The organism is Corynebacterium sp. TAE3-ERU12 (genome assembly GCF_019209905.1).
Classification (GTDB): domain Bacteria; phylum Actinomycetota; class Actinomycetes; order Mycobacteriales; family Mycobacteriaceae; genus Corynebacterium.
This window is the reverse complement of sequence record NZ_JAHUTM010000001.1, coordinates 137792-162201: the sequence shown is the minus strand read 5'-3', so window position 1 is coordinate 162201 and position 24410 is coordinate 137792. Positions and strand designations below refer to the sequence as shown.

At 61.8% G+C, this 24410-nt stretch carries 20 protein-coding genes, 6 tRNA genes and 1 other RNA gene; 4 read left to right on the top strand and 23 right to left on the bottom strand.

Features of this window, described 5'->3' with window-relative positions; genetic code table 11:
- Positions 1 to 78: 78 nt before the first annotated feature.
- From KRX51_RS00710 to gluQRS, 11 genes are all read right to left on the bottom strand, one after another.
- Positions 79 to 2625 carry a DNA polymerase III subunit gamma and tau gene (locus KRX51_RS00710; RefSeq protein WP_218361052.1) on the bottom strand — a complete coding sequence of 849 codons (2547 nt, stop codon included), beginning with the start codon at positions 2623 to 2625 and terminating at the stop codon, positions 79 to 81.
- A gap of 39 nt (positions 2626 to 2664) precedes the next feature.
- Positions 2665 to 3267, bottom strand: a complete 603-nt coding sequence (locus KRX51_RS00705; protein ID WP_218361051.1) for a suppressor of fused domain protein — start codon at positions 3265 to 3267, stop codon at positions 2665 to 2667.
- 297 nt (positions 3268 to 3564) lie between these two features.
- Positions 3565 to 4836, bottom strand: coding sequence for an aminotransferase class I/II-fold pyridoxal phosphate-dependent enzyme (locus tag KRX51_RS00700; RefSeq protein WP_218361050.1), 1272 nt, complete (start codon positions 4834 to 4836; stop codon positions 3565 to 3567).
- Positions 4837 to 4906: 70 nt separating this feature from the next.
- An RNA gene (gene ffs, locus KRX51_RS00695) (signal recognition particle sRNA small type) lies at positions 4907 to 5004 on the bottom strand.
- Between the two features lie 67 nt (positions 5005 to 5071).
- Positions 5072 to 5159: transfer RNA gene (locus KRX51_RS00690), tRNA-Ser, on the bottom strand.
- 64 nt (positions 5160 to 5223) lie between these two features.
- A complete protein-coding gene (locus KRX51_RS00685) occupies positions 5224 to 5619 on the bottom strand; it encodes a hypothetical protein (protein WP_255549329.1) in 396 nt (131 codons plus the stop codon).
- A gap of 10 nt (positions 5620 to 5629) precedes the next feature.
- Complete coding sequence (locus KRX51_RS00680) at positions 5630 to 7963, bottom strand: cation-translocating P-type ATPase (protein WP_218361049.1); 2334 nt, start codon at positions 7961 to 7963, stop codon at positions 5630 to 5632.
- 11 nt (positions 7964 to 7974) lie between these two features.
- Positions 7975 to 8196, bottom strand: coding sequence for a heavy-metal-associated domain-containing protein (locus tag KRX51_RS00675; RefSeq protein ID WP_218361048.1), 222 nt, complete (start codon positions 8194 to 8196; stop codon positions 7975 to 7977).
- A 33-nt stretch (positions 8197 to 8229) separates the two neighbouring features.
- Positions 8230 to 9783, bottom strand: a complete 1554-nt coding sequence (locus tag KRX51_RS00670; protein WP_218361047.1) for an AMP nucleosidase — start codon at positions 9781 to 9783, stop codon at positions 8230 to 8232.
- Positions 9780 to 10262, bottom strand: a complete 483-nt coding sequence (locus KRX51_RS00665; RefSeq protein ID WP_218361046.1) for a flavodoxin family protein — start codon at positions 10260 to 10262, stop codon at positions 9780 to 9782. The genes KRX51_RS00670 and KRX51_RS00665 overlap by 4 nt, the downstream gene beginning before the upstream one ends.
- Before the next feature lie 28 nt (positions 10263 to 10290).
- Positions 10291 to 11163 (bottom strand): tRNA glutamyl-Q(34) synthetase GluQRS, encoded by an 873-nt coding sequence (gluQRS, locus tag KRX51_RS00660; protein ID WP_218361045.1) that lies wholly within the window; start codon positions 11161 to 11163, stop codon positions 10291 to 10293.
- A gap of 41 nt (positions 11164 to 11204) precedes the next feature.
- On the opposite strand from gluQRS, the gene KRX51_RS00655 reads away from it, so the two are divergent.
- The gene (locus KRX51_RS00655) at positions 11205 to 11939 is read left to right on the top strand and encodes a queuosine precursor transporter (RefSeq protein ID WP_218361044.1); all 735 of its coding nucleotides are present in this window, start codon (positions 11205 to 11207) and stop codon (positions 11937 to 11939) included.
- A gap of 17 nt (positions 11940 to 11956) precedes the next feature.
- Here KRX51_RS00655 and tgt read toward each other — a convergent pair whose 3' ends face one another.
- The 6 genes from tgt to KRX51_RS00625 all read right to left on the bottom strand — a co-directional run bounded on the left by tgt (position 11957) and on the right by KRX51_RS00625 (position 17479).
- Entirely contained in the window at positions 11957 to 13240 is a 1284-nt protein-coding gene (gene tgt / locus KRX51_RS00650) for a tRNA guanosine(34) transglycosylase Tgt (RefSeq protein WP_218361043.1), read from the bottom strand.
- Positions 13237 to 15693, bottom strand: coding sequence for an MMPL family transporter (locus KRX51_RS00645; RefSeq protein WP_218361042.1), 2457 nt, complete (start codon positions 15691 to 15693; stop codon positions 13237 to 13239). The genes tgt and KRX51_RS00645 overlap by 4 nt, the downstream gene beginning before the upstream one ends.
- A gap of 130 nt (positions 15694 to 15823) precedes the next feature.
- A tRNA-Ser gene (locus KRX51_RS00640) sits at positions 15824 to 15913 on the bottom strand.
- Between the two features lie 139 nt (positions 15914 to 16052).
- Positions 16053 to 16244 (bottom strand): CsbD family protein, encoded by a 192-nt coding sequence (locus KRX51_RS00635; protein WP_218361041.1) that lies wholly within the window; start codon positions 16242 to 16244, stop codon positions 16053 to 16055.
- Between the two features lie 148 nt (positions 16245 to 16392).
- Positions 16393 to 16953 (bottom strand): tRNA adenosine(34) deaminase TadA, encoded by a 561-nt coding sequence (tadA, locus tag KRX51_RS00630; RefSeq protein ID WP_370624949.1) that lies wholly within the window; start codon positions 16951 to 16953, stop codon positions 16393 to 16395.
- Positions 16946 to 17479, bottom strand: a complete 534-nt coding sequence (locus tag KRX51_RS00625; protein WP_218361039.1) for a tRNA adenosine deaminase-associated protein — start codon at positions 17477 to 17479, stop codon at positions 16946 to 16948. Before KRX51_RS00625 ends, tadA begins: the two co-directional genes overlap by 8 nt.
- Before the next feature lie 38 nt (positions 17480 to 17517).
- Here KRX51_RS00625 and KRX51_RS00620 point away from each other — a divergent pair, with 38 nt between their 5' ends.
- Positions 17518 to 18552, top strand: coding sequence for a prephenate dehydrogenase (locus KRX51_RS00620; RefSeq protein WP_218361038.1), 1035 nt, complete (start codon positions 17518 to 17520; stop codon positions 18550 to 18552).
- Positions 18553 to 19022: 470 nt separating this feature from the next.
- On the opposite strand, the gene KRX51_RS00615 is transcribed toward KRX51_RS00620, so the two are convergent.
- The 3 genes from KRX51_RS00615 to KRX51_RS00605 all read right to left on the bottom strand — a co-directional run bounded on the left by KRX51_RS00615 (position 19023) and on the right by KRX51_RS00605 (position 19392).
- Positions 19023 to 19098, bottom strand: a tRNA-Arg gene (locus tag KRX51_RS00615).
- A gap of 126 nt (positions 19099 to 19224) precedes the next feature.
- Positions 19225 to 19300, bottom strand: a tRNA-Arg gene (locus tag KRX51_RS00610).
- A gap of 1 nt (position 19301) precedes the next feature.
- Positions 19302 to 19392: transfer RNA gene (locus tag KRX51_RS00605), tRNA-Ser, on the bottom strand.
- Positions 19393 to 19544: 152 nt separating this feature from the next.
- Here KRX51_RS00605 and hisC point away from each other — a divergent pair.
- On the top strand, positions 19545 to 20669 hold the full coding sequence (gene hisC / locus KRX51_RS00600; protein WP_218361037.1) for a histidinol-phosphate transaminase: 1125 nt from the start codon (positions 19545 to 19547) through the stop codon (positions 20667 to 20669).
- A 22-nt stretch (positions 20670 to 20691) separates the two neighbouring features.
- Here the strand turns inward: hisC and KRX51_RS00595 are convergent, their stop codons facing one another.
- From KRX51_RS00595 to KRX51_RS00585, 3 genes are all read right to left on the bottom strand, one after another.
- Positions 20692 to 21714 (bottom strand): hypothetical protein, encoded by a 1023-nt coding sequence (locus KRX51_RS00595; protein ID WP_218361036.1) that lies wholly within the window; start codon positions 21712 to 21714, stop codon positions 20692 to 20694.
- A gap of 62 nt (positions 21715 to 21776) precedes the next feature.
- Positions 21777 to 21862: transfer RNA gene (locus KRX51_RS00590), tRNA-Ser, on the bottom strand.
- An 83-nt stretch (positions 21863 to 21945) separates the two neighbouring features.
- On the bottom strand, positions 21946 to 23259 hold the full coding sequence (locus tag KRX51_RS00585) for an aminotransferase class V-fold PLP-dependent enzyme (RefSeq protein WP_218361035.1): 1314 nt from the start codon (positions 23257 to 23259) through the stop codon (positions 21946 to 21948).
- A 284-nt stretch (positions 23260 to 23543) separates the two neighbouring features.
- On the opposite strand from KRX51_RS00585, the gene KRX51_RS00580 reads away from it, so the two are divergent.
- Positions 23544 to 24395: an ABC transporter permease gene (locus tag KRX51_RS00580; protein WP_218362189.1), complete on the top strand. Its 852-nt coding sequence runs from the start codon at positions 23544 to 23546 to the stop codon at positions 24393 to 24395.
- The last annotated feature ends 15 nt before the right edge of the window (positions 24396 to 24410 follow it).

The following is a 24410-nucleotide window of genomic DNA, read 5'->3' as shown; positions in this document are numbered from 1 at the left end:
TTTCGTATGGGGTGTGGCCCGATACTGGCGACTGCCGGGCACGGCCAAGAGTGTACCGGCGGGGTGGACATGGACCGATCACATGCGGCGCGCGCCGAGCTCCTTGGCCAAATAATCCACAACGACTTCAAGTTGGCTGCGCTGATCTGTCACGCCCTCATGAGGATCGGCGTCCAAATATTCCTGCAGCTCATCCTTTGTCGGGGCGGCGTGGGTATCCGGCGGGGCGCCCCCATAATCCGGCTCCGGGGGAGGTGGCACATCATCGTAGGGCTCCGGCGGTGGCGGAATATCGTCGCTGCCGGCGCGGTATCCCCCGCCGCCGGTTTTCGGGGCGAAGGCGCGCTGCAACTGGGCGATAGTGCTCTTAGTCTGCTCTTCCTGCAGCGGCTTGGCGTTGCCGGAGGCGTTGTGTTGGGCGCGCTGCTGGCGTTGCCTGCGCTGCTCCAACACCTTCCGGTAGGCAGGCTCATTATCCTGTACCGGTTCTGGCGCAGGAGCAGGTTCTGGCGCAGGCGCCGGTGCTGGGGTGTGTTCAGCTGGCGGGGCCGAATCGTCGGCCGCCGCCTGGCTGCTATCACTCTTGGCAGCCTGGTGCTGGCGCGGCCGAGCACCGCTGCGGTTGGTGCCCACCACACACTGCACCTCGAGGCGCACACCATGCACCTGGCCGATCGCCTCTCCAAGGGCCGCAGTATTGTCCGGCGCGTTGAGCCGGTTAGCCAACGCCCCGGTGTTGTGGGCGATGGTCAGGGTGGTGTCGTCGAGTTCGACGGGCACCGCAGCGCTCGCTAAGACCATCACGGCCTTGGCGGACTCATCAATGGCGGCGATGATATCCGGCCAGCTGTCGCGGATGGTCTCCACGGTGAGCTGCCGCTCAGGCTCAGGCTCGGGTGCTGGTTCAGGCTCGGGTTCCGGCGCTGGTTCAGGCTCAGGCTCCGATTCAGCAGCAGGCACGGGCGCGGGCTCCGCAGCAGGCGCGGGCGAGACCGACGCTTGCGCACTCACAGCAGCGTCATCCTCAGCGGCATCCTCATCGGCGGCGGCAGCGTCGGCACGCCGCGTAGCTTCCTCCCGCGCCAAAGCTTCCCGCTCCCGCTCCAGACGCTCCTGCTCACGGGCGGCTTCCTGTAAACGCTTCGCCTGCTCACGGGCCTCCCGGGCCTTACGGGCACGCTCCTCAGCCGCACTCGGCGACCCCGCAGTCTCACGCTCAGCAGCCCCACGCTCAGCATCCTGCTGTGGGGCCGACCCCCGCTTCTTCGCCCCACTCTTCTGCTCACGCTGAGCACGGAACTGCGCCAACGCAGCATCCACACTCTCCGCACTCGAACCAGCCGCAGGGGCCTGCGCACGCTGCTCCGGCTCCGGCTCCGGCGCGGACTGACCAGCAGGCGCCGCAGCTGGCTGGGCACCACCACCGGACTGGTCACTTGCCGGCGGAGTCACCCCAATACCCTTCTCCAACTGCTCCACACGCTGAGCCAGGGCCAAGTAATTGTCCTCCGTGCCGGGCAGCACCATGCGCGCACATAACACTTCCAACAACAACCGCGGCGACGTTGCGCCCACAAGTTGGGTGATCCCGCGGCTGACCACGTCGGCAAGCCTGGTTAAAGTCTCCATACTGAACGCCGCAGCCTGAGCGGTGACAATATCCACGCGCTCCCCAACAGCGTCGACAAGTGCCGCATCAATGGCATCCGGCACGGCCTTGACCAGCATCAAATCCCGCAGCACATCGAGCAGATCCTCAGCGAACCGACGCGGATTCTGGCCGGCATTAATGACGTCATCCACCGCACGCAATAAACCGGCACCATCACCGCGGGCCACACAATCGACCGCCCTATCCAGCATGGCGCGATCGGTGACCCCCAACAGGGCACTAGCGCGCTCATACTCGACCCCATCAGGGCCAGCACCAGCAATGAGCTGGTCCATCACGGATAATGAATCACGCGGCGAACCACCACCAGCGCGCACCACCATCGGGAAAACCCGCTCATCAACCTGCACCCCCTCCTGGGCACAAATATCCTCCAACAGCTGGCGCATAGTATTCGGCGGCAACAGCCGGAACGGGTAATGATGCGTACGCGAGCGGATCGTATCGAGCAGCTTCTCCGGCTCAGTGGTCGCAAAAATGAAAATCAGGTGCTCCGGCGGCTCCTCCACCACCTTGAGCAGCGCGTTGAAACCCTGATTACTAATCGCATGGGCCTCATCGATGATGTACACCCGATACCGGGCCTCAGCAGGGGCGTACTGGGCGTTCTCACGCAACTCACGCATGTCCTCGACACCATTATGCGAGGCTGCGTCCATCTCAATGACGTCCACATGGCCCGCGCCCTTCGGGCCCAGGGCAACACAGAAACGACACTGCCCACACGGAGTAGATGTCGGGCCATTAACGCAGTTCAGACTGCGGGCAAGGATGCGTGCCGAGGAGGTTTTACCGCAGCCACGCGGGCCTGAGAACAGGTAGGCGTGATTAATCCGGTCAGGGGCACCGTCGCTGCCGCGCGAATCCAGCGCAGCCGACAGCGGCACGGTGACATGATCTTGTCCCCTGACCTCGCCGAAGGATGCCGGTCGGTAATTCCTGTACAAAGCCACGGCACTCAGCCTACCGGGGCCCTGGACACAACGCGGGGCCTAAATCACTGACTCCCGGCACAGATCGCGCGGGTCGGCCCCAGCATCAGCAATAGCCTGCAGTACTGCATCGGAACCTTCGCGCTGCGCGTACTCGAACTCCGCATCAGTCAACGCAATGAGCTGGGCGACAGTGGTAATCCGGCCCAGAGCCAGACGAGAACCAGGAAACGGGCCGGAATCACCATCATGCAGGGATACTTCGCCCGGGGGTTCGGTGAGCTGGGGAACCCCGTTGGCCCACACATGGGGCACCGCAACAACAAAGTGCGAAACAGTGGGATGAGCGGGATGGGCGGCGCCGGACTCGGCGGCGGCTTGCAGACCCAAGGTCACCGCATCAGCGAGGAGAGTTCCCGGGGTGGGAGCTAGGGATTGCTGCTCACCCTGGGGGCCGGAAACACTCCTCGAGCGCATCAACGCTGCGGCCGTCGTGACCAAGAACGCCGACAAAGTAGGGGGATTATGTGCGTCTGCGTCCTCTTCAAGCAGCGCGGCCGAAGCACGTAGGGAATGTGCTTCGACAGCCGAAGCACGTAGGGAATGTGCTCCGACCACCGATTCAGGGCCCGGATCCTGAGCCACAACGGTGAAGAACTCCACTCGGACTTCCTCGCCTTTCGATGTGCGCAATGCAAAATCTAGGCGAGACAAATCAAGCGTGCAACTCAAGTCGAGTTGTTCGTCAAAATTAAAATTTCCCGCGCAAAACACCTGGTCAGGCGATGGCTGATTACCCCCTTCAGCTACCCCCGGTGCGATTTCGTAGATCGACATCTCGCCCGGAAAGAGCTGATCCACCCAGTACTCAATTTCTGCTGCATTCATCAATCGCGATAGTAGCCCCGGACCACAAGGCCCGGGGCTACCAACGTCGGCTAGCCAACAGAACTACGAGAACTACGCAGAGAGCTTCTCCGCAGCCGCAAGCAGCACACAGGTGGCCACACCGTTCATTGCCGTATCAAGCTCCTCAATCGGCGGCAGCGACGGCGCAAGACGGATATTGCGGTCATTCGGGTCATTCTTCAGCGGGAAGGACGAACCGGTACCGGTCAGCGCAATACCGGCCTGCTTGGCCAACTCGATAACGCGGCCAGCGGTGCCATCAACCACATCAAGGGAAATGAAATAACCGCCCTGAGGCTCGGTCCACTGCGCTACCCCATAGCCGCCGAGACGCTCATTGAGAATCTCCAAAACCCGGTCGAACTTCGGGGCCAAAGACTCAGCATGGCGACGCATCTGAGAGCGCACCCCCTCAACATCGCCAAAGAAAGCGGCGTGGGCAAGCTGGTTGACCTTATTCGGGCCAATGCCGCGGATACCGGCATGGGCGCAATAGTCAGCGATATTGGCATCAGAGGCGGCGAAGAACGCAACACCAGCACCAGCAAGAGTCATCTTCGACGTGGAGGCAAGCTGCCACACGCGGTTGGGATTGCCGGCCTCCTGGCACATAGCGACGATATTGTGCACCTGCGGGAACTCGTCGGTCAGCGGGTGCACCATATAGGCGTTATCCCACATCAGGCGGAAATCAGGGGCCGCAGTTTCCATCGCGGCGAGGCGCTGGCAGGTCTCTTCCGAGTAGCTAATGCCAGTCGGGTTAGAAAATACCGGCACATTCCACATGCCCTTAATCGCTGGGTCGGCCGCAACAAGGCGTTCGACCATATCCATATCCGGACCATCCTCGGTCATCGGGACATGAATCATCTCGAAACCGAACTCCTCCGTAATGGAGAAGTGCCGGTCATAGCCAGGCACCGGGCACAACCACTTCAGCACCGGCTCCTTCGACCAAGGCCGCTGCGAATCACAGTTGCCGAAGTGCATCGCCCAGCTGATCAGGTCGAATTGGATATTCAGCGAGGACGAATCCCCGGCAAGAACATTATCGACCGGCAGGTCGAGCAGGTCAGCCCAAATGGCACGAATATCGGTGATGCCCTTGAGGTTGCCGTAGTTGCGCGTGTCCTCACCAGAAGCGGTGCGGTACTCCGGGGCGGGCAAACCAAGCAGGGGGTTGGCGAAATCAAGCTGCGCCGATGACGGCTTACCGCGGGTGAGGTCCAGGTTCAGATCCCGGGCCTTGAGTTGCTCATAGTCAGCGGTGAACTTGTCCTTCAGCTGTGCCAGATCGTCGGCACCGTACTCTTCGAGCTTCATAGTCCCGAGGATAGAGCAGGTAGCAGCAATGGGCTATCACCAATTACCCAGCCCCCAGTGCGGCAGGCATAAAAAAAGGGGGACCCACGCACCCGCTAGAGCTCGCTGACCCTTGCTGCATTCCTGCCCTGGGGGAGTTCACGAGATAACGCCGCGTGGGACCCTGCCCATAGGTTAGCGCTAGTTCCAGATACGCACAAACCCCCGAGCCGCTGTGGCTCGGGGGTCGTGACTATGGCGGAGGATAGGGGATTTGAACCCCTGAGGGATTGCTCCCAACTCGCGTTCCAGGCGAGCGCCATAGGCCGCTAGGCGAATCCTCCGCACGGAAGGTTACCTAAAAGCACAACCAGAGCAAAATCACTGCGTACAACAGCGAAAATAGGGCTACTTATGGCGAGCAACCTTCCAGGCTTGCGCAATCATCGGAAACTGCAGCGGCAACCGCCCAAAAGCAATGACCTTCTTCACCGTGGAACCACCCGCCCACTGCCGGGCCATCTCAATATTGGCCGGGAAAACCGCCAGGAACAGCGCCATCGCCGAGTACCCACCCAAGGTGCGAGTCTTATCCACCCGCAGCAACGCACCAGTGACCAACTCAGCCACACCCGACCAGTACGTGGCCTGCCGCTTCGTCATCGGCACATAGTCCGGGACGATCGCATCAAATGGCTCCGGCTTCACAAAATGCAACACGCCCATGCCCAACAGGGCATTCGACATGGTCTTGGCGGTGTCCTCGACGGACTTATCTTTTTTGTCCTTCTTGCGCAGCATCATGGTCTTGACGCTAGTCCTGGCCACCCGGCGCGGCAATGGGCCGGAAATGACGCAGCCGCAAACTATTGCTCACCACGAACACACTGGAAAGCGCCATCGCCAACCCAGCCAACATCGGGTTGAGCAAACCACACGCAGCCAGCGGAATCGCCGCCACGTTATAGGCAAAAGCCCAGAACAAATTGCCATGAATCGTGCGCAGCGTCGCCCGGGCAAGCCGCACCGCATCAGCAGCTGCCCGCACATCACCGCGCACTAAGGTGATATCGGCCGCAGCAATCGCCGCATCGGTACCAGTACCCATCGCCATGCCCAGGTCAGCGGCAGCCAAAGCGGCAGCGTCGTTAATGCCATCACCGACCATCGCCACCGCATGACCCTCATCCTGCAGCCGCTGAACGTGGGCGACCTTATCTTCCGGCGCCACCCCCGCAATCACCGTGTCGATACCGACCTCATCGGCAATACACCGCGCCGCCGCCGCAGAATCACCAGTCAGCAGCACCGGTTCCACATCCAGCTTCCGCAGCATCCGCACCGCCTCAGCTGAAGTCTCCTTCACCCCATCACTGACCACCAACAGCGCCCGCACCCGACCGGACCAGCTCACAAAAGCGCAGCTCCCGCCGGCCTCACGCGCCCGGCCCACCGCGTCGGCAAGCTCTGCTGGCACCGCACTATCAGCAAGCTTTCCGACGCTGACCTCCACACCAGCATCAGTGTCATCCACAAGACCAGGCACCACGCCACTAATGCCCCGGCCCGGCTCATCGCGGATATCAGTGGCCGGCAGCAGATCCCCCTCAGCTGCGGCGGCAGTGGCAATAGCGCGACCAATCGGGTGCGTCGAAGCCGACTCCACCGCCCCAGCAGCCCGCAAAGCCACCGCAGGGTCAGTATCGCCAGCAGGAATAACATCAGCCAGCGCCATATCGCCACGAGTAATCGTGCCGGTCTTATCCAGCACCACCGTGTCAATAGTCTTCGTGCGCTCAAGGACCTCCGGGCCGCCAAGCAAAATCCCCAGCTGCGCACCACGCCCAGTACCCACCAACAACGCCGTCGGGGTAGCCAAACCCAAAGCACACGGGCAGGCAATGATGAGCACCGCCACCGCCGCAGTACACGCCTGGGTGAACTCGCCACCGACGGCAAGCCACCCAATAAACGTCGCCACGGCAATAAGCAGCACCACAGGCACAAACACACCCGAAATGCGATCAGCCAAGCGCTGCACATTCGCGGTACCGGCCTGGGCCTGGGCAACCAAATCCGCCAACTGGGACAGTCGCGTATCAGCACCAACTGCGGTGGCCTCAACTAACAACCGGCCGGACTGATTCACCGTGGCACCAGTAACCCGGTCGCCCTCGACTACCTCGACTGGCATGGACTCACCGGTCAACATCGCCTCATCGACCGCGGACCGCCCATCAATGACCACACCATCAGTGGGGATGCGCTCACCGGGACGGACCACAATATGGTCCCCGACCACAAGATCCGTCGCGGCGACGCGCTCCTCCCGGTCCCCGGCGACACCAGGGCTGCCATCGGCGGCACGTAACACCGCCGCCTGCTTAGCACCCAGGTCGAATAATTCACTAATGGCCTCAGCGCTGCGGTGCTTCGACCGACGCTCAAAATAACGCCCAGCAAGGACGAAAAGGATGACCCCGGCAGCGGTCTCTAAATAAATATGGCTACTGGCATCGCCGTGCCCAGCGGTGAGGTGGAACTCATGCACCAGGCCGGGCTGGCCCGCAGTGCCGAAAAATAGGGCCCACAGCGACCACAGGAATGCCGCGCCGGTTCCGACGGTGATGAGCGTATCCATCGTCGCCGCGCCATGTTTAAGATTCATCCAGGTAGCGCGATGGAACGGGTAGCCACACCACACCACCACCGGGGCAGTAAGCGTCAGACACAACCACTGCCAATTCGGAAACTGCAGCGCCGGGATCATCGACAACACAATGACCGGGACCGCCAACCACAACGCACCAATAACACGAGTGCGAAGCGCATTGAGCTCCGCAGCGCGATGAGCTTCGGCCGGATCGGCGGCCGCCGGCGCGGCCCCCGGCGTGGCACCAGGCGCAGAATCCCCGCGCGACGGCGAGGCATTGCCGTCGGCAAGCGGAAAAGCCTGATACCCCGCAGCCTCCACCACATCAACCAACTCCGCCAGCTCATGGCCGGCCTCATCGGTGATATGGGCGCGTTCTGTGGCGTAATTGACCTGTGCAGTCACACCATCGAGCTTATTGAGCTTGCGCTGCACCCGATTCGCACACGAAGCACAGGTCATTCCGCCAATATCGAGTACAACCTCAACAGCCATAATGGCCGATACTACCCAAGAGCCTCCGCCTCGTAGCCGGCCTCCTCGACCGCAGCAATCACATCAGCCGGGTCCACCGGGGTACGGGACACAACACCTAACTCCCCAGTGGTGTGATCAACAGTGACGGACTCCACACCGGCAATGGCAGAGACCTCTTCGCGCACACTGGCTTCGCAGTGCCCGCAGCTCATACCGGTGACCTTGAAATTCGCAGTAGCCTGAGTAGACATAATGCCTCCTAAAAAACCTTGGGCTTTCCGACGCTACCGGAAGGCAACTTCACCCACCGGGCGCCGCAATTTACGTGAATGCAACTGGTCCGGGTCCGCCGCCATCGCCTCACAGGCACGCACCGCAGTCATCAAGTGCTCCACCTTCGAGGCCTGATAAAACCGACGAGCCGAACGCGGCAACTTCGGCTTATCATGCAGCGGCATATCCGACACACTCAACAACGCCCCATAAGGCACCCGAAACCGGTACCCATTAGCGGCAATGGTCGACGACTCCATCTCCACCCCAATCGCCGTGGATTTGCGCAGCTCCCGGTAAATATCTTCCTGCGGGCGCCACTCCCAATTCCGGTCCGAGGTGGACAACACCGTGCCCGTACGAAGCCGCTTTTTCAACTGCTCCCCGCTTAACCCCGACACCTCCCGGAAAGCATTGGTCACCGCCTGCTGCACCTCCGCAATCGGCGGAATCGGCTTCTCCAGCGGCACATGCCCATCCAGGACACCATCAGCGCGGTCATAACCATTGGCCAAAATCATGTCGCCAATACGCATCCGGCCATCCAGGCCCGCACAATGCCCCACCATCATCCAACAATGCGGCCGCAACACAGCCAAACAATCCGTGATGGTCTTAGCATTCGACGGGCCCACACCAATATCAATAACCGTCACACCCAAACCGTCGGGACGCACCAAGTGATACGCCGGCATCTGGCAACTATCAGCCTCACTGCGGCATTCCCGCGCCGACGGCACCGAACCGATCTCGTGGACATGGTCACCGGGAGTCACCAAATGCGTATAGCCATGCGGATTCGCCGCGGCGCTATCAGCGTCGGAAAGCACCGCCTCCTGGCGCTCATCACCGCAGTTCACCTCCCCCGCAGCCTTGCCCAAACTATGCGCATAATCCAGGAACACATCAGTGTGCAGCTGGTAATTGGTGAACAACACGAACCGTTGAATCCGCGCCGCCGACGAGCCGGTGTAATGCTCCAACCGGTGCAATGCCAAATCCACCCGAGGTGCCGAAAATAGGCTTAATGGTTTGACCGAAAGACCCAGGAAATCCGCATCACCATCAGCAATGGCATCATCCACATACGCCGAATCAACCGGGGTGAACGCCCGATCCACCATCGCCAACTGGCTTTGCTCCAAACCCGAGGTATCCAACTCATCAAAACCCGGGGCAAAACGGGCCGGAATCGGCGTCCGGGACAGACGAACCTGCACCTGACCACCATGATTGCGCAAAACATCAGCAACCTGATCCACCAAATACTGGCGGAATAACCGCGGCCGAGCAATAGCGGTGGCATACGTGCCAGCACGGTCAACAAAACCATGCGATAACGACGGGTCAACCTCACCCAAATGCGACACACTAAACCGCAACTCCGGGTAACACCGGCGCACCGGAGTCACCGACTCCGCGCCCGCACGCACCTGCTGACACGCCCGCTCATAGGCGGCCACAAGATCCCCAGTAGCAGCGTCATACAACTCAATAAGCGCCGCTACCGCCTGGTCAGCAGAGGTGAAGAAACGACCATCAAGATCATTGACCGGAGGCGTCATCGCGACTCGCCCATACCGCTGGACAATGCGTGCGCAGCCATCGTCGCACCAAGCTCCCGCAACTGGTCAGCATGCTCATCCGGCTCACCGACAAAACACACCGGTTCGGCGGACAACTCCCAACCAAAACCCGTCGTAATGGCCTGCATCGCCTTCTGCGCACCAGTGGTGTCATGCCCACCACGAATCCAATAACTAAACGGCAAACCCTTCCGCGCTTCACCACACTCAGCAAACGTGCTGTCAAAGAAGTGCTTCAGCGCACCGGAGATATAGCCAAAATTCGCGCTCGTGCCCAACACAATGGCATCAGCGGCGCGAATATCGCAGGCAGTGGCGTCCAACGCATCCACCACCGAAATCTCCACCCCCTCCAAATCAGGGTGCGTCGCACCGGTGAGCACATAATCGCGGACCGTGCGCAATAACGGCGTAGGAGAATGATGGACAACCAGCAAATTTCCCGACTGCTCAGACATACGCCCAGGCTAGGTGAAATTCACCGACCTAGCCGAAGATCACCGGCTCGCGGGGGATATCACCAATAGCCAACCGGTCCGGCAACTCCGCCACCGGCACCCCAGGCAGCCCAAGACTGCGCATAATCCACGCCTGGGCAGCACCAGCAGTGATATCCCGCAACGTCACATCCCCATCGCGCTTCGCCAACCGCTTACCCCGCTGCGACAACACCAACGGCACATGCACATACTCCGGCGCCCGGTACCCCAATAAGTCCGCCAGGTACGCCTGACGCGCAGCAGAGGACAACAAATCATCACCGCGAACCACCTGGGTCACGCCTTGCTCAGCATCATCGACAACAACGGCGAGGTTATAAGCCCACCCCCCATCGGCACGCCGCAACACCACATCATCCACCGCCCCGGTGACCTCACCGTGAAGCGCGTCCTGCACCCGCCAGGAAGCAACGTCGGCACGCAACCGAATAGCCGGCTCCATACCCACCTCCGCACGCTCAGCGGCCTTCACAGCAGCCACCTCCGGGTCAAGATTGCGGCAGGTGCCCGGATACGCGCCCGGGGCGCCATGCGGGGCCGACGCGGCAGCCTGAATCTCCCTGCGACTGCAATAACAGCGATACGTCGGCAACGCCGCCAAGGCCTGCACATAACGCTCCGTACGCTCCGACTGCCGCACCGGCACGCCATCCCACTCCAAGCCCACCGCCGCCAAATCCGCTAACTGCTGAGCCTCGAACTCCGGGCGGCAACGCTGCCGATCAATATCCTCCACCCGGATCACAAACCCCCCGCCAACAGAACGCGCCAACGACCACGCCAGCACCGCTGTGCGCAAATTACCCACATGCAAATGCCCCGTAGGACTCGGCGCGTACCGACCGGTGATGACAGACATAGTTATTACCGTAGCGGCCACGCTGAGTAGCATGACCAGCCATGACTGAAACCACCCCGAGCGGGCCTGGGCAGGGCGCGACCACACCGGCCGCGTCCGACAATCCCAGCACCGAACCCCACCACATCCCCATCCCGCACTCACTGCACCCGACGCTGCTCGCACTATTCGTCGGCGTGCTGCTGATCTCCAATATCAACGCCACCAAAGGCGTCCTCATCGGGCCGCTAGTCACCGACGCCGCGTTCTTCCTATTCCCCCTCAGCTACGTCATCGGCGACGTGCTCTCCGAGTGCTACGGCTTCCGCGCCACCAGACGCGCCGTGTGGACCGGATTCGGGGTGCTCGCACTGGCCACAGCATGTTTCCAGATCGCCATCGCACTACCGGCCGCCCCGTTCTACGACAACCAAGAAGCCTTCGGCTCCGTTCTCGGGTCGGTACCGCAACTCGTACTGGCAGGCCTGGCCGGCTACCTGGTGGGCCAACTACTCAACGCCTGGTCGCTGGTGAGCATCAAACGCCGCACCGGCGAAAAATCCCTCTGGGCGCGACTGATCGGCTCCACCGTGGTCGGCGAATTCGTCGACACCCTCATCTTCTGCTCAATAGCCGCCCCCGTCATCGGCATTTCCACCGCCGGTGACTTCATCAACTACGTCATCGTCGGCTTCGTGTGGAAAACCTCCGTGGAAATCCTGATGCTGCCAGTGACCTACGCCGTCATCGCCTGGGTGAAAAAACGCGAGGGCTACTACGACCACGCCACCAGCTAGCAGCCACAGGCCCTGAACTAGGCCTTCTTGCCCGCGTAATAGCGGCCCATGAACTCCTCCCGGAACTCCTCGAACCGGCCCTGCTCAATCGCCGCGCGGATGTCATCAACCAACGTGACCATGAAAAACAGGTTGTGGATGGTGCAAATAGTGCCCGCCAGGAACTCCTTCGCCTTGAGCAAATGATGCAGGTACGCCCGGCTGTACTGCTCCGAAATCGGCGAATGGGTGAACGGGTCCAGCGGCCCGAAATCACGCTTAAAACGAGCATTGGTCAATGTGATCCGGCCATCGCGGGTATAAATCCCGCCGCGGCGCGCCAGCCGGGTCGGCGCCACACAATCAAAAGTGTCCGCGCCGGCCGCCACCGCGGCAAAAATATCGTCCGGCTCAGAAATGCCCAGCAAGTGCCGGGGGCGCTCGTCGGGAAGCTCCTCGGCTACCCAGCGCACAATCGTGCCCAAATTATGCTTCTCCAAGGCGCCGCCGATGCCATAGCCAGCGAAACCACGCAGGCCCTCGGCCTCGAACTCATCAGATAACGCCACCAGCCCCTGCGCGGCGCTGCGGCGCAGATCCTCATACTGGGCGCCCTGCACCACACCCCACAACTGCTGCTGCGGCAACTGGTTCGCGGCCAGCGAAGCCGCCATGCCCGGAACCTGATTGCGTTCCACGCTCAGCCGGTTGTGCTCAGCCAGGCACCGGCGCGCCCACCGACGTGTGCGCTCAACCGAATCCACCTGGTAACCGCGGGTATTCATCAACGTGGTCAGCTCATCGAAAGCGAAAATGATGTCCGCCCCAAGCCGGTGCTGAATCCCCATCGACACCTCAGGAGTAAACCGGTGCTCACTGCCGTCGATATGCGAACGGAACGTCACCCCCTCCTCGTCGACGAAGGCGTTGCGGGTCTTGCCCGGCGCGACCACATCATCGTTCTGCAGGCCCGACACATCCATCGCCAAGGTCTTCTTAAACCCCACGCCCAGGCTCATCACCTGGAAACCACCAGAGTCGGTATATGTCGGGCCATTCCACGCGGAGAACTTCGCTAACCCACCGGCGGCCTCAACCACATCCGAGCCGGGCTGCAAATACAGGTGATAAGCGTTGGCGAGAATAGCCTGCGCCCCGGTGGAGCGGACCTGCTCCGGGGTGAGGGTCTTCACCGTGGCCTTCGTGCCCACCGGGATAAACGCCGGGGTGGCGATCTGCCCATGCGGGGTGCGGATAATGCCAGCGCGGCCGGGGCCGTCGGCGATACCCGCAGTGACCTCAAAACCTTGTGACTCGCTCACAGATGATGCCTTCCGGTACTGGTGGTCAATTCCTCACCGGAGGCGCGCTTGGCCTCCGCGAGTAGTTCGTTGCGATGATCCTCGATGCCTTCGCCCTCCACATCAACCGACGGCAATATGCGGTCCAGCCACTTCGGCAGCCACCACACAGCGCGGCCCAGCAAAAACATGGACGCCGGGATGAAGGTCATGCGGACCAGGAATGCATCGAAAAGCACAGCAGCGCCCAAAGCGAAACCGAAAATCTTCACAAATGCCAGATCCTGGCCAATGAACGCCACGAACACACTGGTCATAATGATGGCGGCGGCGGTGACCACGCGGGCCCCCAGGGCGAAACCTTCCACCACAGATTCCTCCACGGCGGTGTAGCCGGAACCTTCCGTGGCCTTACCGCGCGACTTGGTGTAATGCTCCCGCATCCGAGACACCAAGAAAACCTGGTAGTCCATGGCCAGGCCGAAGGTCACACCGATAAGGAAAATCGGCATGAAGGAAATCAGCGGGCCGGGCGTATCCACCAGGCCCCACAGGCCGTCCTGCCAGAACAGCACGGTCAGGCCGAAAGCGGCCCCCACCGACAGCAAAAAGCCCACCCCGGCGGTCAGCGGCACCGTCAGCGAACGGAACACAAGCAGCAGCAAGATAATCGCCAGGCCGACAACAATCGCCAGGTAGATGGGCATAGCGTCGGCAAGCTGATCGGTGACGTCATTCATAATCGGGACCAAACCAGTAAAGCCCAAGCCGATACCGGCAGCCGTCTCAATCTGGTTCTGCTGCGCGCGCAGCGCTTGGATGAGCTTCTTGGTGTCCTCATTAAGCGGGCCCGTGGTTGGGGTGATCAGCAGCTGCGCGGCGGTCTGATCATCATTAACCCCAATGATCTGCACATGCCCCACATGGGCGTTGTTCTTCAACTGCTCCACTGAGTAGCTAAACGACGCCAACCGCGCGGCATCGGCACGGGACTTCTCCGGATCGGTGGCGGTAATGCCCTCCACCAGCGGAGCCAACGCCGGGGCATCCGCATCAACCTCACGGGCATCGACCACACCAATAATCTGGGCCGAACTGCCCGGGCCGAACGCATCCTCGGCCATCATCACAGCCTGCCGCTGCGTGGAGTCATACGGCAATGTCGAATCCGACGGCAACGCCAAATCCAGGTGCCGCGCCGGCAACGCCAAGGCCACCAAACCCAACAGCACCGCAATCAAAAACAGCGCCGGGAAACGGTGCACCAGCTCCACCCAACGACGGCCCATCGTCTTCGACCCGAATAAAGAAACCCGCTTGCCGCGCACCGGGTTGCCGGCCACACCAGGAATCGACCACGCAAAAATCTTCGACCCAAAAACACCAAACATGGCCGGGACGAACGTCAACGAAATCAGCACCGCCATCGCCACCGTCACCGCGGCCGAAATGCCCATCAGCGACAAGAACGGAATCTGCACCGCCACCAAGGCAGCTAAGGCAATAAGCACCGTCAGGCCCGCGAAAACCACCGACGACCCTGCCGTGCCGCAGGCCAAGCCCGCAGCGTCGGCACGCTTAATTCCCGCAACCAGCTCCGCCCGGTAGCGCGCCATAATCAGCAGCGCGTAGTCAATACCCACCGCCAAGCCAATCATGATGGCCAGCACCGGGGTGGAAGAGTTCACGTCATAAAAGGCTGTGAGCAGCACAATTCCCGCACCACCAATGCCTACCCCCACCATCGCCGAAATCAGCGGCAGCCCAGCAGCAACCACCGAACCGAAGGCGATGACCATGACCAGAAACGCCACCCCCATGCCCACAATCTCAGAAATCGGGGAAATAACGACCGGGTCGAAAAACCCCGGACCCATCGCATTGACCTCAAGACCAGCCTCACGGCCCATCTCCATCGCATCAATCACGCCCTGCCGGTTCTCCGGCTTAATCTCATCCGGCGCATCCACCCCGAAAACAAAACGGGCGGTGCCGACGGTGGCGTCGTCGGAAAGCACCCGGAGGAAATAAGCATCCCGCTCGGCAACATCACGCGGCATCCCGGACTCCACCGACCCGTCAATAATGGCCGCACGCTGCTTCGGATCGAGTGTCACCGGATTAGCCAGCTGCATATCAGAGGAGATCTGGCCGACATTGTCCTTGATATAAGAAACAACCTCATCCACCGCCGCGGAATTCTCCGGGTCGGTGAGCTTCTCCCCCTCCGGGGCGCCGAAAACCAAGGTCACCGAGTTTTCCTTGATGGGGTTCGCCGCATCGCCGAAAGTATCAGTCAGCAGCTTCGCGGCCTTCGATGACGGAGCACCCGGCAACTCAAAAGCGTCGGAGAAGCCCTTCTGCAGGGCACCAGCGGCACCACCAACAGCAGCGAGGATGATGATCCACGCAATAATGACGATTTTCCTGTGTACAAAGGACCAGCGACCCAGCTGGAAAAGGGCTTTGGCCATCGTTGAATATCCCCTTCGGACGCTTCCGGCATGGCAAGCTGCACGCCATCTGCCATGGTACGGGTTCGGTGGACAAACCCTCGATGCAAAAACCCCGTGGCCTGAGCAAACAGACCACGGGGTTTCCCGTTGGCGGTGGCGGAGGGATTTGAACCCCCGGTCGCTGTTACGCGACACTCGCTTTCGAGGCGAGTACCTTCGGCCGCTCGGACACGCCACCGTCGCCTGACGTTACCGTCCAGGCTAAAAACCGCCAAACCCGCTGCTTAAACAGCCTAGAGCGCGGCGGTCACAATAACGTGACCCCCGGAAGCAACCACAAAAGGTGCAACCGGGGGCACGACAAAAGTCATACCGACTTACTTGTCGCCGGTGATCTTGCCCAAAGCTTCGGCAGCCTTGTCCTTGACGTCTTCGACGCCCTGCTTGATCTTGGACTGAGCCTGGTCGCCCTGGCCCTCGGCCTTCAGATCCTGGTTGTTGGTGGCGTCGCCAGCAGCTTCCTTAGCCTTGCCGCCGAGCTCTTCAGCCTTGTTAGAAAGGTCGCTCATGTATATCTCCTTCATGGATGACGTTATGGGTGAAACCTCACCCACCCTGGCCTTGAACCGGGTACCGACCAACCATAGTGCGCGGAATCAATCCTGCCCACCACCGCGCAAATAATTCACCAAAAAGTTATCCTGCGCTGCACTAACACTATTCACATGGGGGTTTGCTAGCGCCGCCGCGCCGGCCCCGGAAGAACTCCGGCAACAACTGCGCGCACTCCTCAGCCAGCACTCCCCCACTGAGCTGTGGAATAAATGAATGCGCTGGCTCGCGCACCACATCCACCATCGAACCGCACGCGCCGGTCTTCTCCGACCAAGCACCGAAAACAATCCGCCCCACCCGGGCCATCACCGCCGCCCCAGCGCACATCACACATGGCTCCAACGTCACCACTAAAGTGCACTGCTCAAGGCGCCAACCATCACGCACCACCGCCGCTGCCTCACGCAAAGCAAGCACCTCAGCGTGCGCCAATGGGTCACTATCCGCCTCCCGACGGTTCACCCCAGTGGCCACAACAGCACCATCAGGGCCAACCACAACCGCCCCCACCGGCACATCACAGTCCGGGGTAGCACGAGCCACTGCAATGGCACGACGCATCCACTGCTCATCGCGAAGCCGCCAGGCAGGGCGCGGCAACACCGACCCACCACCAGCAGGTTCGGCAGGTTCGGCGGGCAAGGGCGCTGCGGGCTTAGTCACTGTCCTCAGGCTCGAAACCAGTGGTCTCAGCCAACTCATCCTCAAAGCCCAAGACCTGGGCCACCGCGTGCAACTGCTCGCTGGCCCACAATTCCTGGTCTTCACAAATGACGGCCAACATATCCTCGGCCAGGCCTAAATCAGCGAGGATCTCCATATCTCCCTCAGGCCAAGCGTCCATCTGCTCGATCTCGTCATCATCAGCGTCGATGATGTCCTCATCAAGCTCATCCATCACATCAGCAGCAAGATCATCGCTGGCCGCAGCAGTAGCGTCGGAAAGCACAAGACGTACCGAATCCGGCGCCGTACGCACAATGACGAAATAATCATCATCGACGTTCAACAACGCGAAACACGCCTGCTCAGCGCGCATCCGACGCAGCTGCGCGACAGTCTCATCCAACGAGTCGAGGGCAGCGTCGGAAAGCTCAGTTACTTGCCAGCCGCCGTCAGTCAGGGTTACCGCGACAGCGTAGGAACAATCCTCATCGCTATCGTTTGTATCCCGGTAGGTGGTGCTCATAACTCACAACGGTAGCCCGGATATGCGATAGTTGTCAGATGAGCTCTTCTGTCCCCGACACCCCCACGTGCATCCTGGGCCTGGGTCTCATCGGGGGCTCCCTGCTACGCGATCTCGTTGAAGCGGGGGCCCCGGCCTATGGCTGGAACCGCCCCGGTGGAACCGCCCGCGGCGCCAAAGCCGACGGCTACGACGTCAGCACAGACCTCGCAGAAACCCTCAAACGCGCCAACGACGACTACGCACTCATCGTCATCGCCGTGCCCATGCCCGCCGTACCCGCGATGCTCGACGCCATCCTCGAACACGCCCCCAACTGCACCATCACCGACGTGGTCAGCGTCAAGCAGCCCGTATTCGAAGAAGTCCGCAAACGCCGCATGGCCGGCCGCTACGTCGGCTCCCACCCCATGGCCGGCACCGCCGACTCCGGCTGGCACGCCACCATGAACGGACTCTTCGCCGGGGCCGTATGGGTAGTCACCTTCGACTTCGCCGACGAAGCCCGCCGCGCCGGAATGCGCGCCGGCCAACGCTGGTTAACCGCCTTCCGGCAGGTCATCCAGCTCGGCACCACCGTGGGCTCGGAAATCATCCCGTCCCGCGCCCGCTACCACGACCAAGCCGTAGCCCGGATCTCGCACCTGCCGCACCTACTCGCCGAAGCGCTCGCCGCAGTCGGCGATAACGGTGGCGCGCTGGCCCTCTCCCTGGCCGCAGGTTCCTTCCGCGACGCCACTCGCGTAGCCGGAACCTCACCGAAACTGGTGCGCGCAATGTGCGAAAGCAACTCCACCGCGCTTCTCGGCGCCCTCGACGAAGCGATGGATCTCCTCGCCGCCACCCGCGCTGAGCTGGAAGAAAACGGGTCGGTGAAGAACCTGGTGACCGCCGGGCATATCAGCCGGATGCGCTACGAGGTCCGTTCTGGCCGTCACAATGACCCTGGCTTGAGCAAAGAAATCGCCGCGCACACGCACCGGCCGGTGATTCGGGTCAACTTCGAGCAACCCGACTACGTCGCCCAGCTTGAACACGCTGAGCACCTCGGCGCACGACTAGAAATTTTCTAGCCTGAGGCCGCAGGTGCCTGCCGCGGCTTCCTGCTGCCCTGCGGCCCGCGTCGGCGTCCCCCGCGCGCAGATCCGTACCTTTTACGCAAACCCGTACGGAATTTCGCACGGATCTGTGCAATTCGTACGGATCTGCCCCACAAGCCTTCCCCCAGAGCTTTCCGACGCCGACGCCGCCGCATTCACCCCACCCCCAGCGCCACGACCGCGCCCGGCCACCCCACTGCCCGCCCGCGCACCGGCCACCCCACAGTTCGCCGCTCCCACCCCTCTTCCTGGCCCCTGCCACCGCCCCCCGCGCGCAGATCCGTACCGTTTGCGCAAACCCGTACGGAATTTCGCACGGATCTGCGCAATTCGTACGGATCTGCGCCACAAGCCCCACAAGCACCCAGCCACCCAACGCAAGCCCCCAGCCCCACCACACGCAAAAGCCCCGGTTCTGCGTCATGCAAAACCGGGGCTAGAAGTGGTGCGCCCGAAGGGATTCGAACCCCTAACCTTCTGATCCGTAGTCAGATGCTCTATCCGTTGAGCTACGGGCGCTTACCGCTGTGCAGAACCTGTCTGCGCAACGCATTGAAACATTACTCCAGCACTGCACACCGAACAAATCCGCAGCTCAGCAAGCAAAAACCCCGGTTCCGCGTGATGCAAAACCGGGGCTAGAAGTGGTGCGCCCGAAGGGATTCGAACCCCTAACCTTCTGATCCGTAGTCAGATGCTCTATCCGTTGAGCTACGGGCGCGTGGCGGAGGCGAGAGGATTCGAACCTCCGGCCCGCGAAAAGCAGGCAACTCCTTAGCAGGGAGCCCCATTCGGCCGCTCTGGCACGCCTCCGCACGATGATAAAACCGGCTAGCGGCTCTATCGGGGTGGAAGTGTACCGCCGAGTGACCCGATGGGGCAAAAACCGTGTCTCACCGGCGCCCCAGCTGCGTGTTTCTGCGGTGCTGGCCGGTGGTGTTTGTCCGCGACGTATTGTTTAGCCCATGATTCGCGCTGATTTGTCTGATATCCCCGCTTATAAGCCCGGCAAGCTGGCTCCGCGGGCGCTCAAGCTTTCGTCTAATGAGATGGCGCATCAGCCGCTGCCGTCGGTGCAGGAGGCTATCGCTGGGGCTAGTGCGGGTATTAATCGTTATCCGGATATGGCTGCGGTGCAGTTGCGTACTGCGTTGGCTGGTTATTTGGGTGTAACTGCGGAGCAGGTTGCGGTGGGGTGTGGTTCGACGGCGCTGTGTCAGCAGTTGATTGAGGCTACGTGTCATGACGGCGATGAGGTGGTGTTTGCCTGGCGCAGTTTTGAGGCGTACCCGATTTTGGTGCGGGTTGCCGGTGCTACTCCGGTAGCGGTTCCGCTTACCGACGATCACCGCCATGATCTCGACGCTATGGCTGCGGCGATTACTGACCGCACTCGGCTGGTTTTTGTCTGTAACCCGAATAATCCGACTGGTACGACTATTAGCGCCGCCGAGTTCGATGCGTTCCTCGAGCAGGTGCCGGACAATGTTGTTGTGGTGCTCGATGAGGCTTATATCGAGTTCACGGATGATTTCGATGCCGCAGACCCAACGGCCGCGACTGAGGCGACTCCGAATGCGCTACAGGTCATTGCTGAGCACGCCAATGTCGTCGGTATGCGGACTTTTTCGAAGGTGTGGGGCTTGGCGGGCCTGCGGGTGGGGTACCTGTTTGGCGCCGAGGAGCTCATTGATGCGGTCAACCGCTGTTACCTGCCGTTTTCGGTGAATACTGTGGCTCAGGTTGCCGCTATTGCGTGTCTGGAGCCCGCGGCCCGCGCTGAGTTGTTGGGGCGTACCCGGGAAGTCAATGCGCAGCGGGAGCGGGTGACGGGTGCGGTTAATTCTGCTGCCGACGATGAGGCTGTGGTGCCGGATTCGCAGGGCAACTTTGTGTGGATTCCGGAGGACAAGGTCGCTGCGGTGGCTGGCATTGCCGACGCTGAGGGCGTGACCACTGGCACCGGTTTGGCTTCGGTGCTCACCGAGCGTGGCGTGGTGACCCGTTGTTTTCCCGGTGAAGGCCTGCGCATAACTGTGACCACGGCCGCCGAGACTGAGCGGCTACTAGCTGCCCTGCACTTGAGCTAGGCGCTGCCGGCAGCTGTTGGCGCTACCGGCAGCTGCCCCCGGTGGCGGGGTGGGCGGCGATGGCGTCGGCAAGCTCATTGAGCATTTTCACCCCGGTGGTGTAGCTGCCATCGGCGGGGCGCACTGCAATTGCGACGCCTACAAAAGAACTCGGCGGGTCAGTGTTGTCGTAGTCGGGGTCGGCTAATGGGTCCGGGGTGGCCGGCGCGGTGCGCACGGTGGAGGCAGTCGAGCGGGTCGTCTTCGTCGTGGTGGGGGCGACCGCACTGTCCGGGATGATGCCGAATTGGCGCATGAAATAGCCCGTGTCCTCCGGCGACCAGCCGCCCTTGAAGCGGGCGCCTTCGATCCGGCCCAGCCCATAGGCATGCTCGGGGTGGATATGGGCCATCACCTGGCTGACTAGCTCCCCGCCGGAAATGCACAGCAGGTTCGCGCCGAAGGCGGCTTGGTCGTCGACACGCCACGGAACCTCACCAAAAGGCAGGTTGCCGAGTTTCTGGGCGCTGCCGAAGGTGGTGGTGGAGTCGCCGCCGTCGCGCAGCACCTCATCCATCGCTTCACCGGAATAACCCCAGCCGCCGAGGTCATTCCACAGTGCGCTGGCGGAGTCATTATCGGAAATGGTGATGGCGTTTTCCACGGCGTCGGTCACCTCATGGGTGCGGCGCACCGTGGCCACTGCCAGTGGAACCTTCGAGGTCGACCACGCCACCCCGTCCTGTACAGAACCGGCGTGCTCCACCTTCGGCGCGGACGAGTCCAGGCCGGCACCGGGGACGGCCAGAGAGATACCGACCTCGCCGCCGTAGCGGCGCTCAATATCGGCCACCGCGTCACGCCACTGTTGCGGCATCGCCCCGGGGGCGGGGGTGGTGGGGGCACTGTGGGAGAGCTGATTGTGTTCGGTGTTATCGCCACACCCTGTCGCACCAGCGATAACGCTGAGCGACGCAGCGGTTACCAGCGCAACAGTTCGGGTGCTGGCACCGGTGGCGCGCCGACGATATGGCGCGCGGCTGCGACGAGAAAACGCATCAAACATGAGAAAGAATCTACGCGTTGCTGCCTGGATCGCATACGCGCAGCGTGAGTGCGTGTATGCAGCGGAGATGGCGGGATTTGAACCCGCGGTCCGGGTTAGGGACGCTCGCTTTCAAGGCGAGTGCATTCGGCCGCTCTGCCACATCTCCATTGGCCCATCCGCACCTGGCCGGTGCCGTAGGGGCCGCAGCTAGCCTACCGTTACCGGCCTGCGGTGCGAAAGACAGGTGGTCTAGCCCAGGGAGGCCACGCCACGTACCAGCTGGTCGATATCGCTGGAGGTATTAAACGGCTGCAGTCCGACGGCCACCGCCCCATTGGCTTCGAAGACACCCATGGCTTCCAGCAGCGCGGAGTCGCCGTGCTGCACTGATGAGGTGACAACCCCGTTATTCATCAGGCGGCGCACCACATCGGCGGCGGGGATGGCCCCTTCACCGACGATGAAGCTCACTCGCGGCACCCGGTCCACACCAAGGGCGCGGGGGACGGCGCTGAAGATGGCCGGGCCCAGCGGGGAGTCATAGCCGCTGTCTTCGCTGCCGCCGCCGACGATATGCACCCGGGGTAGGTACTCCAGGGAATCCATCAGATGCGCGGTCAACGAGGTCAGGTAGTCACTGATCTGCGGCATGGCCACTTCCAGTCGCCGCCGGCGGGTACCGCGAGAGCTGGGATCGAGTTCTGCCAGGCACTGCACCGAAGCGGCCACACCACCGAGCAAACCAGGGGCGACACCGGCGACTTCAAGGCGGTGGGCGCCCTTGGCCCCACGGGACAGCGCCAGGGACATCAGCCGGTCCAGCATCCGGTTATCTCGGAAGACCAGGGCGGCAACATCGGGACCACCCCAGACCGCGGCGTCGATAAGCACAATGTCGGCGTCCCACTGGGCCATATCCACCAGGCGGTAGGGGGCGTAATCAGTAGCGTCGACAAGCACCCACGCATCGGGGGCGGCGCGGTGGACCGTGGTAGCGATATCGCGCACGGGGGCAACAGTGCCCACATGCGGGTCCGCGGCGGGCACCACCACAAGGCGGGTGCGTGAATTGACCAGCTCCGTGTACTGCCAGGACGGCAGCTCACCGGTGGAAAGATCCGCCTCGGCCATGCGTTCAGTGGCGCCGAACATATCGGCGGCGCGCTGCACCGGCACTCGCACTGCGGGCCGGCCGGTGCGCGACAACACCACCTCCGAGCCCAGGGTCAGCCGGCGGCTCATCCCGGTCATAAGTTGCTCAACCAGGGCGTGCCGGGAGGGGCCCAGCACCACATTTTCTGAGCGGGCGCCGACCATATCGGCGAAGGCCCGGCGGGCGGTCATCGCCATCTGCCCAGAAGCCGATACCCCGGCTTCCTGGGACCGGGCGTGCACACCGCTGCTGGCTTCGGCCTTGAGCTTCTTCGGGGCATTGCGGAAAGAAGAAGCAACCGCCGCCGAGACCCGCTCGGGTATTTGGGCGTTTTCTAGGCCATTGAGGTAGGTCCAACCATCGGACAGCGACGTGTAGTAGCCGCGAGTCGTGGGGACGTCGAACGCCATGACCTTCCCTTCTTCCTTCATCCACCAAGTTGCAATAACGCTGGAGTGATTAGGTACCACTATCCAGCATCCGTACGGGCGATGCTATACCGCCGCCTGGACATCATTGATGTCGACCGCGAAGTGAGGGTAAACCGCGACGTAGTTTCACTGCCGCGACCAGCACCGGGGCCTGGCGTTCAAGAAGCAGCGATACCGCAGGTAAGTTGTAGACCGTGGAGGAACCGAACGAGTCATATAACACCAGCGGCCGCACTCGAGATCTCGCTGCGGACGTGGCCCGAATGACCGGCGGTGGTACCCCCGGGGGTCCACAGAAATCCCGGTCCCGCACGGTCGCAGCCGCCTGGGAGGACCTCACTGAAGGTTTTCACCAGCGTGAACTGTGGCTCCAGCTGGGTTGGCAGGACATCAAACAGCGCTACCGACGCTCAACTCTGGGTCCGTTGTGGATCACTATCGCCACTGGTGCGATGGCCCTGGCCTTAGGTTTGTTGTATTCCCTGCTGTTCCAGCAGGAACTGTCGTATTTCCTGCCGCATGTGACTGTGGGCCTGATTGTGTGGGGCTTCATTTCCGGATGTGTGCGCGAAGGTTCGCAGGTTTTTATCGAAAATGAGGGCTTGATTAAACAATTGCCCTCGGCGTTGTCCGTGCATGTCTATCGACTGGTGTGGCGGCAACTATTATTTTTTGCACACAATATGATTATTTGGGTCATTCTGATCCTTATTTTCCGCCCGCACCTGTCCTGGGAATTCTGGCTCGCCATTCCGGCTCTTGTGTTGCTCGTTGCAAATGGTGTGTGGGTGACAATGTTCTTCGGCATTATCTCCACCCGCTACCGCGATATCGCGCCCCTGCTCGATAGCCTCATCCAGCTGGTGTTCTATATGACCCCCATCGTGTGGACTACCCGCACCTTGAAAGAACAGGGCGGCGCTGTTGCCGAACGCGCCCGAATCGCCGAACTCAACCCGCTCTACCACTACCTCGAGATCATCCGCGCCCCCTTAACCGGCCAACCAGTCGCGGCGTATCACTGGGGCATTGTGCTGGTGTGCACTGCCGCCGGACTCGGCCTGGCCCTGCTGGCGATGCGCCAGTGGCGTGGCCGCGTGAGTTACTGGGTCTAAGCAGAGTCGAAGGAG

What these genes read in the sequence shown, in the direction of transcription:
- KRX51_RS00700 (WP_218361050.1), bottom strand. Translation starts at nt 4,836, where the DNA reads ATGAAGCTCGAAGAGTACGGTGCCGACGATCTGGCACAGCTGAAGGAC.
- KRX51_RS00685 (WP_255549329.1), bottom strand. Translation starts at nt 5,619, where the DNA reads ATGATGCTGCGCAAGAAGGACAAAAAAGATAAGTCCGTCGAGGACACC.
- KRX51_RS00680 (WP_218361049.1), bottom strand. Translation starts at nt 7,963, where the DNA reads ATGGCTGTTGAGGTTGTACTCGATATTGGCGGAATGACCTGTGCTTCG.
- KRX51_RS00675 (WP_218361048.1), bottom strand. Translation starts at nt 8,196, where the DNA reads ATGTCTACTCAGGCTACTGCGAATTTCAAGGTCACCGGTATGAGCTGC.
- KRX51_RS00670 (WP_218361047.1), bottom strand. Translation starts at nt 9,783, where the DNA reads ATGACGCCTCCGGTCAATGATCTTGATGGTCGTTTCTTCACCTCTGCT.
- KRX51_RS00665 (WP_218361046.1), bottom strand. Translation starts at nt 10,262, where the DNA reads ATGTCTGAGCAGTCGGGAAATTTGCTGGTTGTCCATCATTCTCCTACG.
- gluQRS (WP_218361045.1), bottom strand. Translation starts at nt 11,163, where the DNA reads ATGTCTGTCATCACCGGTCGGTACGCGCCGAGTCCTACGGGGCATTTG.
- KRX51_RS00655 (WP_218361044.1), top strand. Translation starts at nt 11,205, where the DNA reads ATGACTGAAACCACCCCGAGCGGGCCTGGGCAGGGCGCGACCACACCG.
- KRX51_RS00645 (WP_218361042.1), bottom strand. Translation starts at nt 15,693, where the DNA reads ATGGCCAAAGCCCTTTTCCAGCTGGGTCGCTGGTCCTTTGTACACAGG.
- KRX51_RS00635 (WP_218361041.1), bottom strand. Translation starts at nt 16,244, where the DNA reads ATGAGCGACCTTTCTAACAAGGCTGAAGAGCTCGGCGGCAAGGCTAAG.
- KRX51_RS00625 (WP_218361039.1), bottom strand. Translation starts at nt 17,479, where the DNA reads ATGAGCACCACCTACCGGGATACAAACGATAGCGATGAGGATTGTTCC.
- KRX51_RS00620 (WP_218361038.1), top strand. Translation starts at nt 17,518, where the DNA reads ATGAGCTCTTCTGTCCCCGACACCCCCACGTGCATCCTGGGCCTGGGT.
- hisC (WP_218361037.1), top strand. Translation starts at nt 19,545, where the DNA reads ATGATTCGCGCTGATTTGTCTGATATCCCCGCTTATAAGCCCGGCAAG.
- KRX51_RS00595 (WP_218361036.1), bottom strand. Translation starts at nt 21,714, where the DNA reads ATGTTTGATGCGTTTTCTCGTCGCAGCCGCGCGCCATATCGTCGGCGC.
- KRX51_RS00585 (WP_218361035.1), bottom strand. Translation starts at nt 23,259, where the DNA reads ATGGCGTTCGACGTCCCCACGACTCGCGGCTACTACACGTCGCTGTCC.
- KRX51_RS00580 (WP_218362189.1), top strand. Translation starts at nt 23,544, where the DNA reads ATGACCGGCGGTGGTACCCCCGGGGGTCCACAGAAATCCCGGTCCCGC.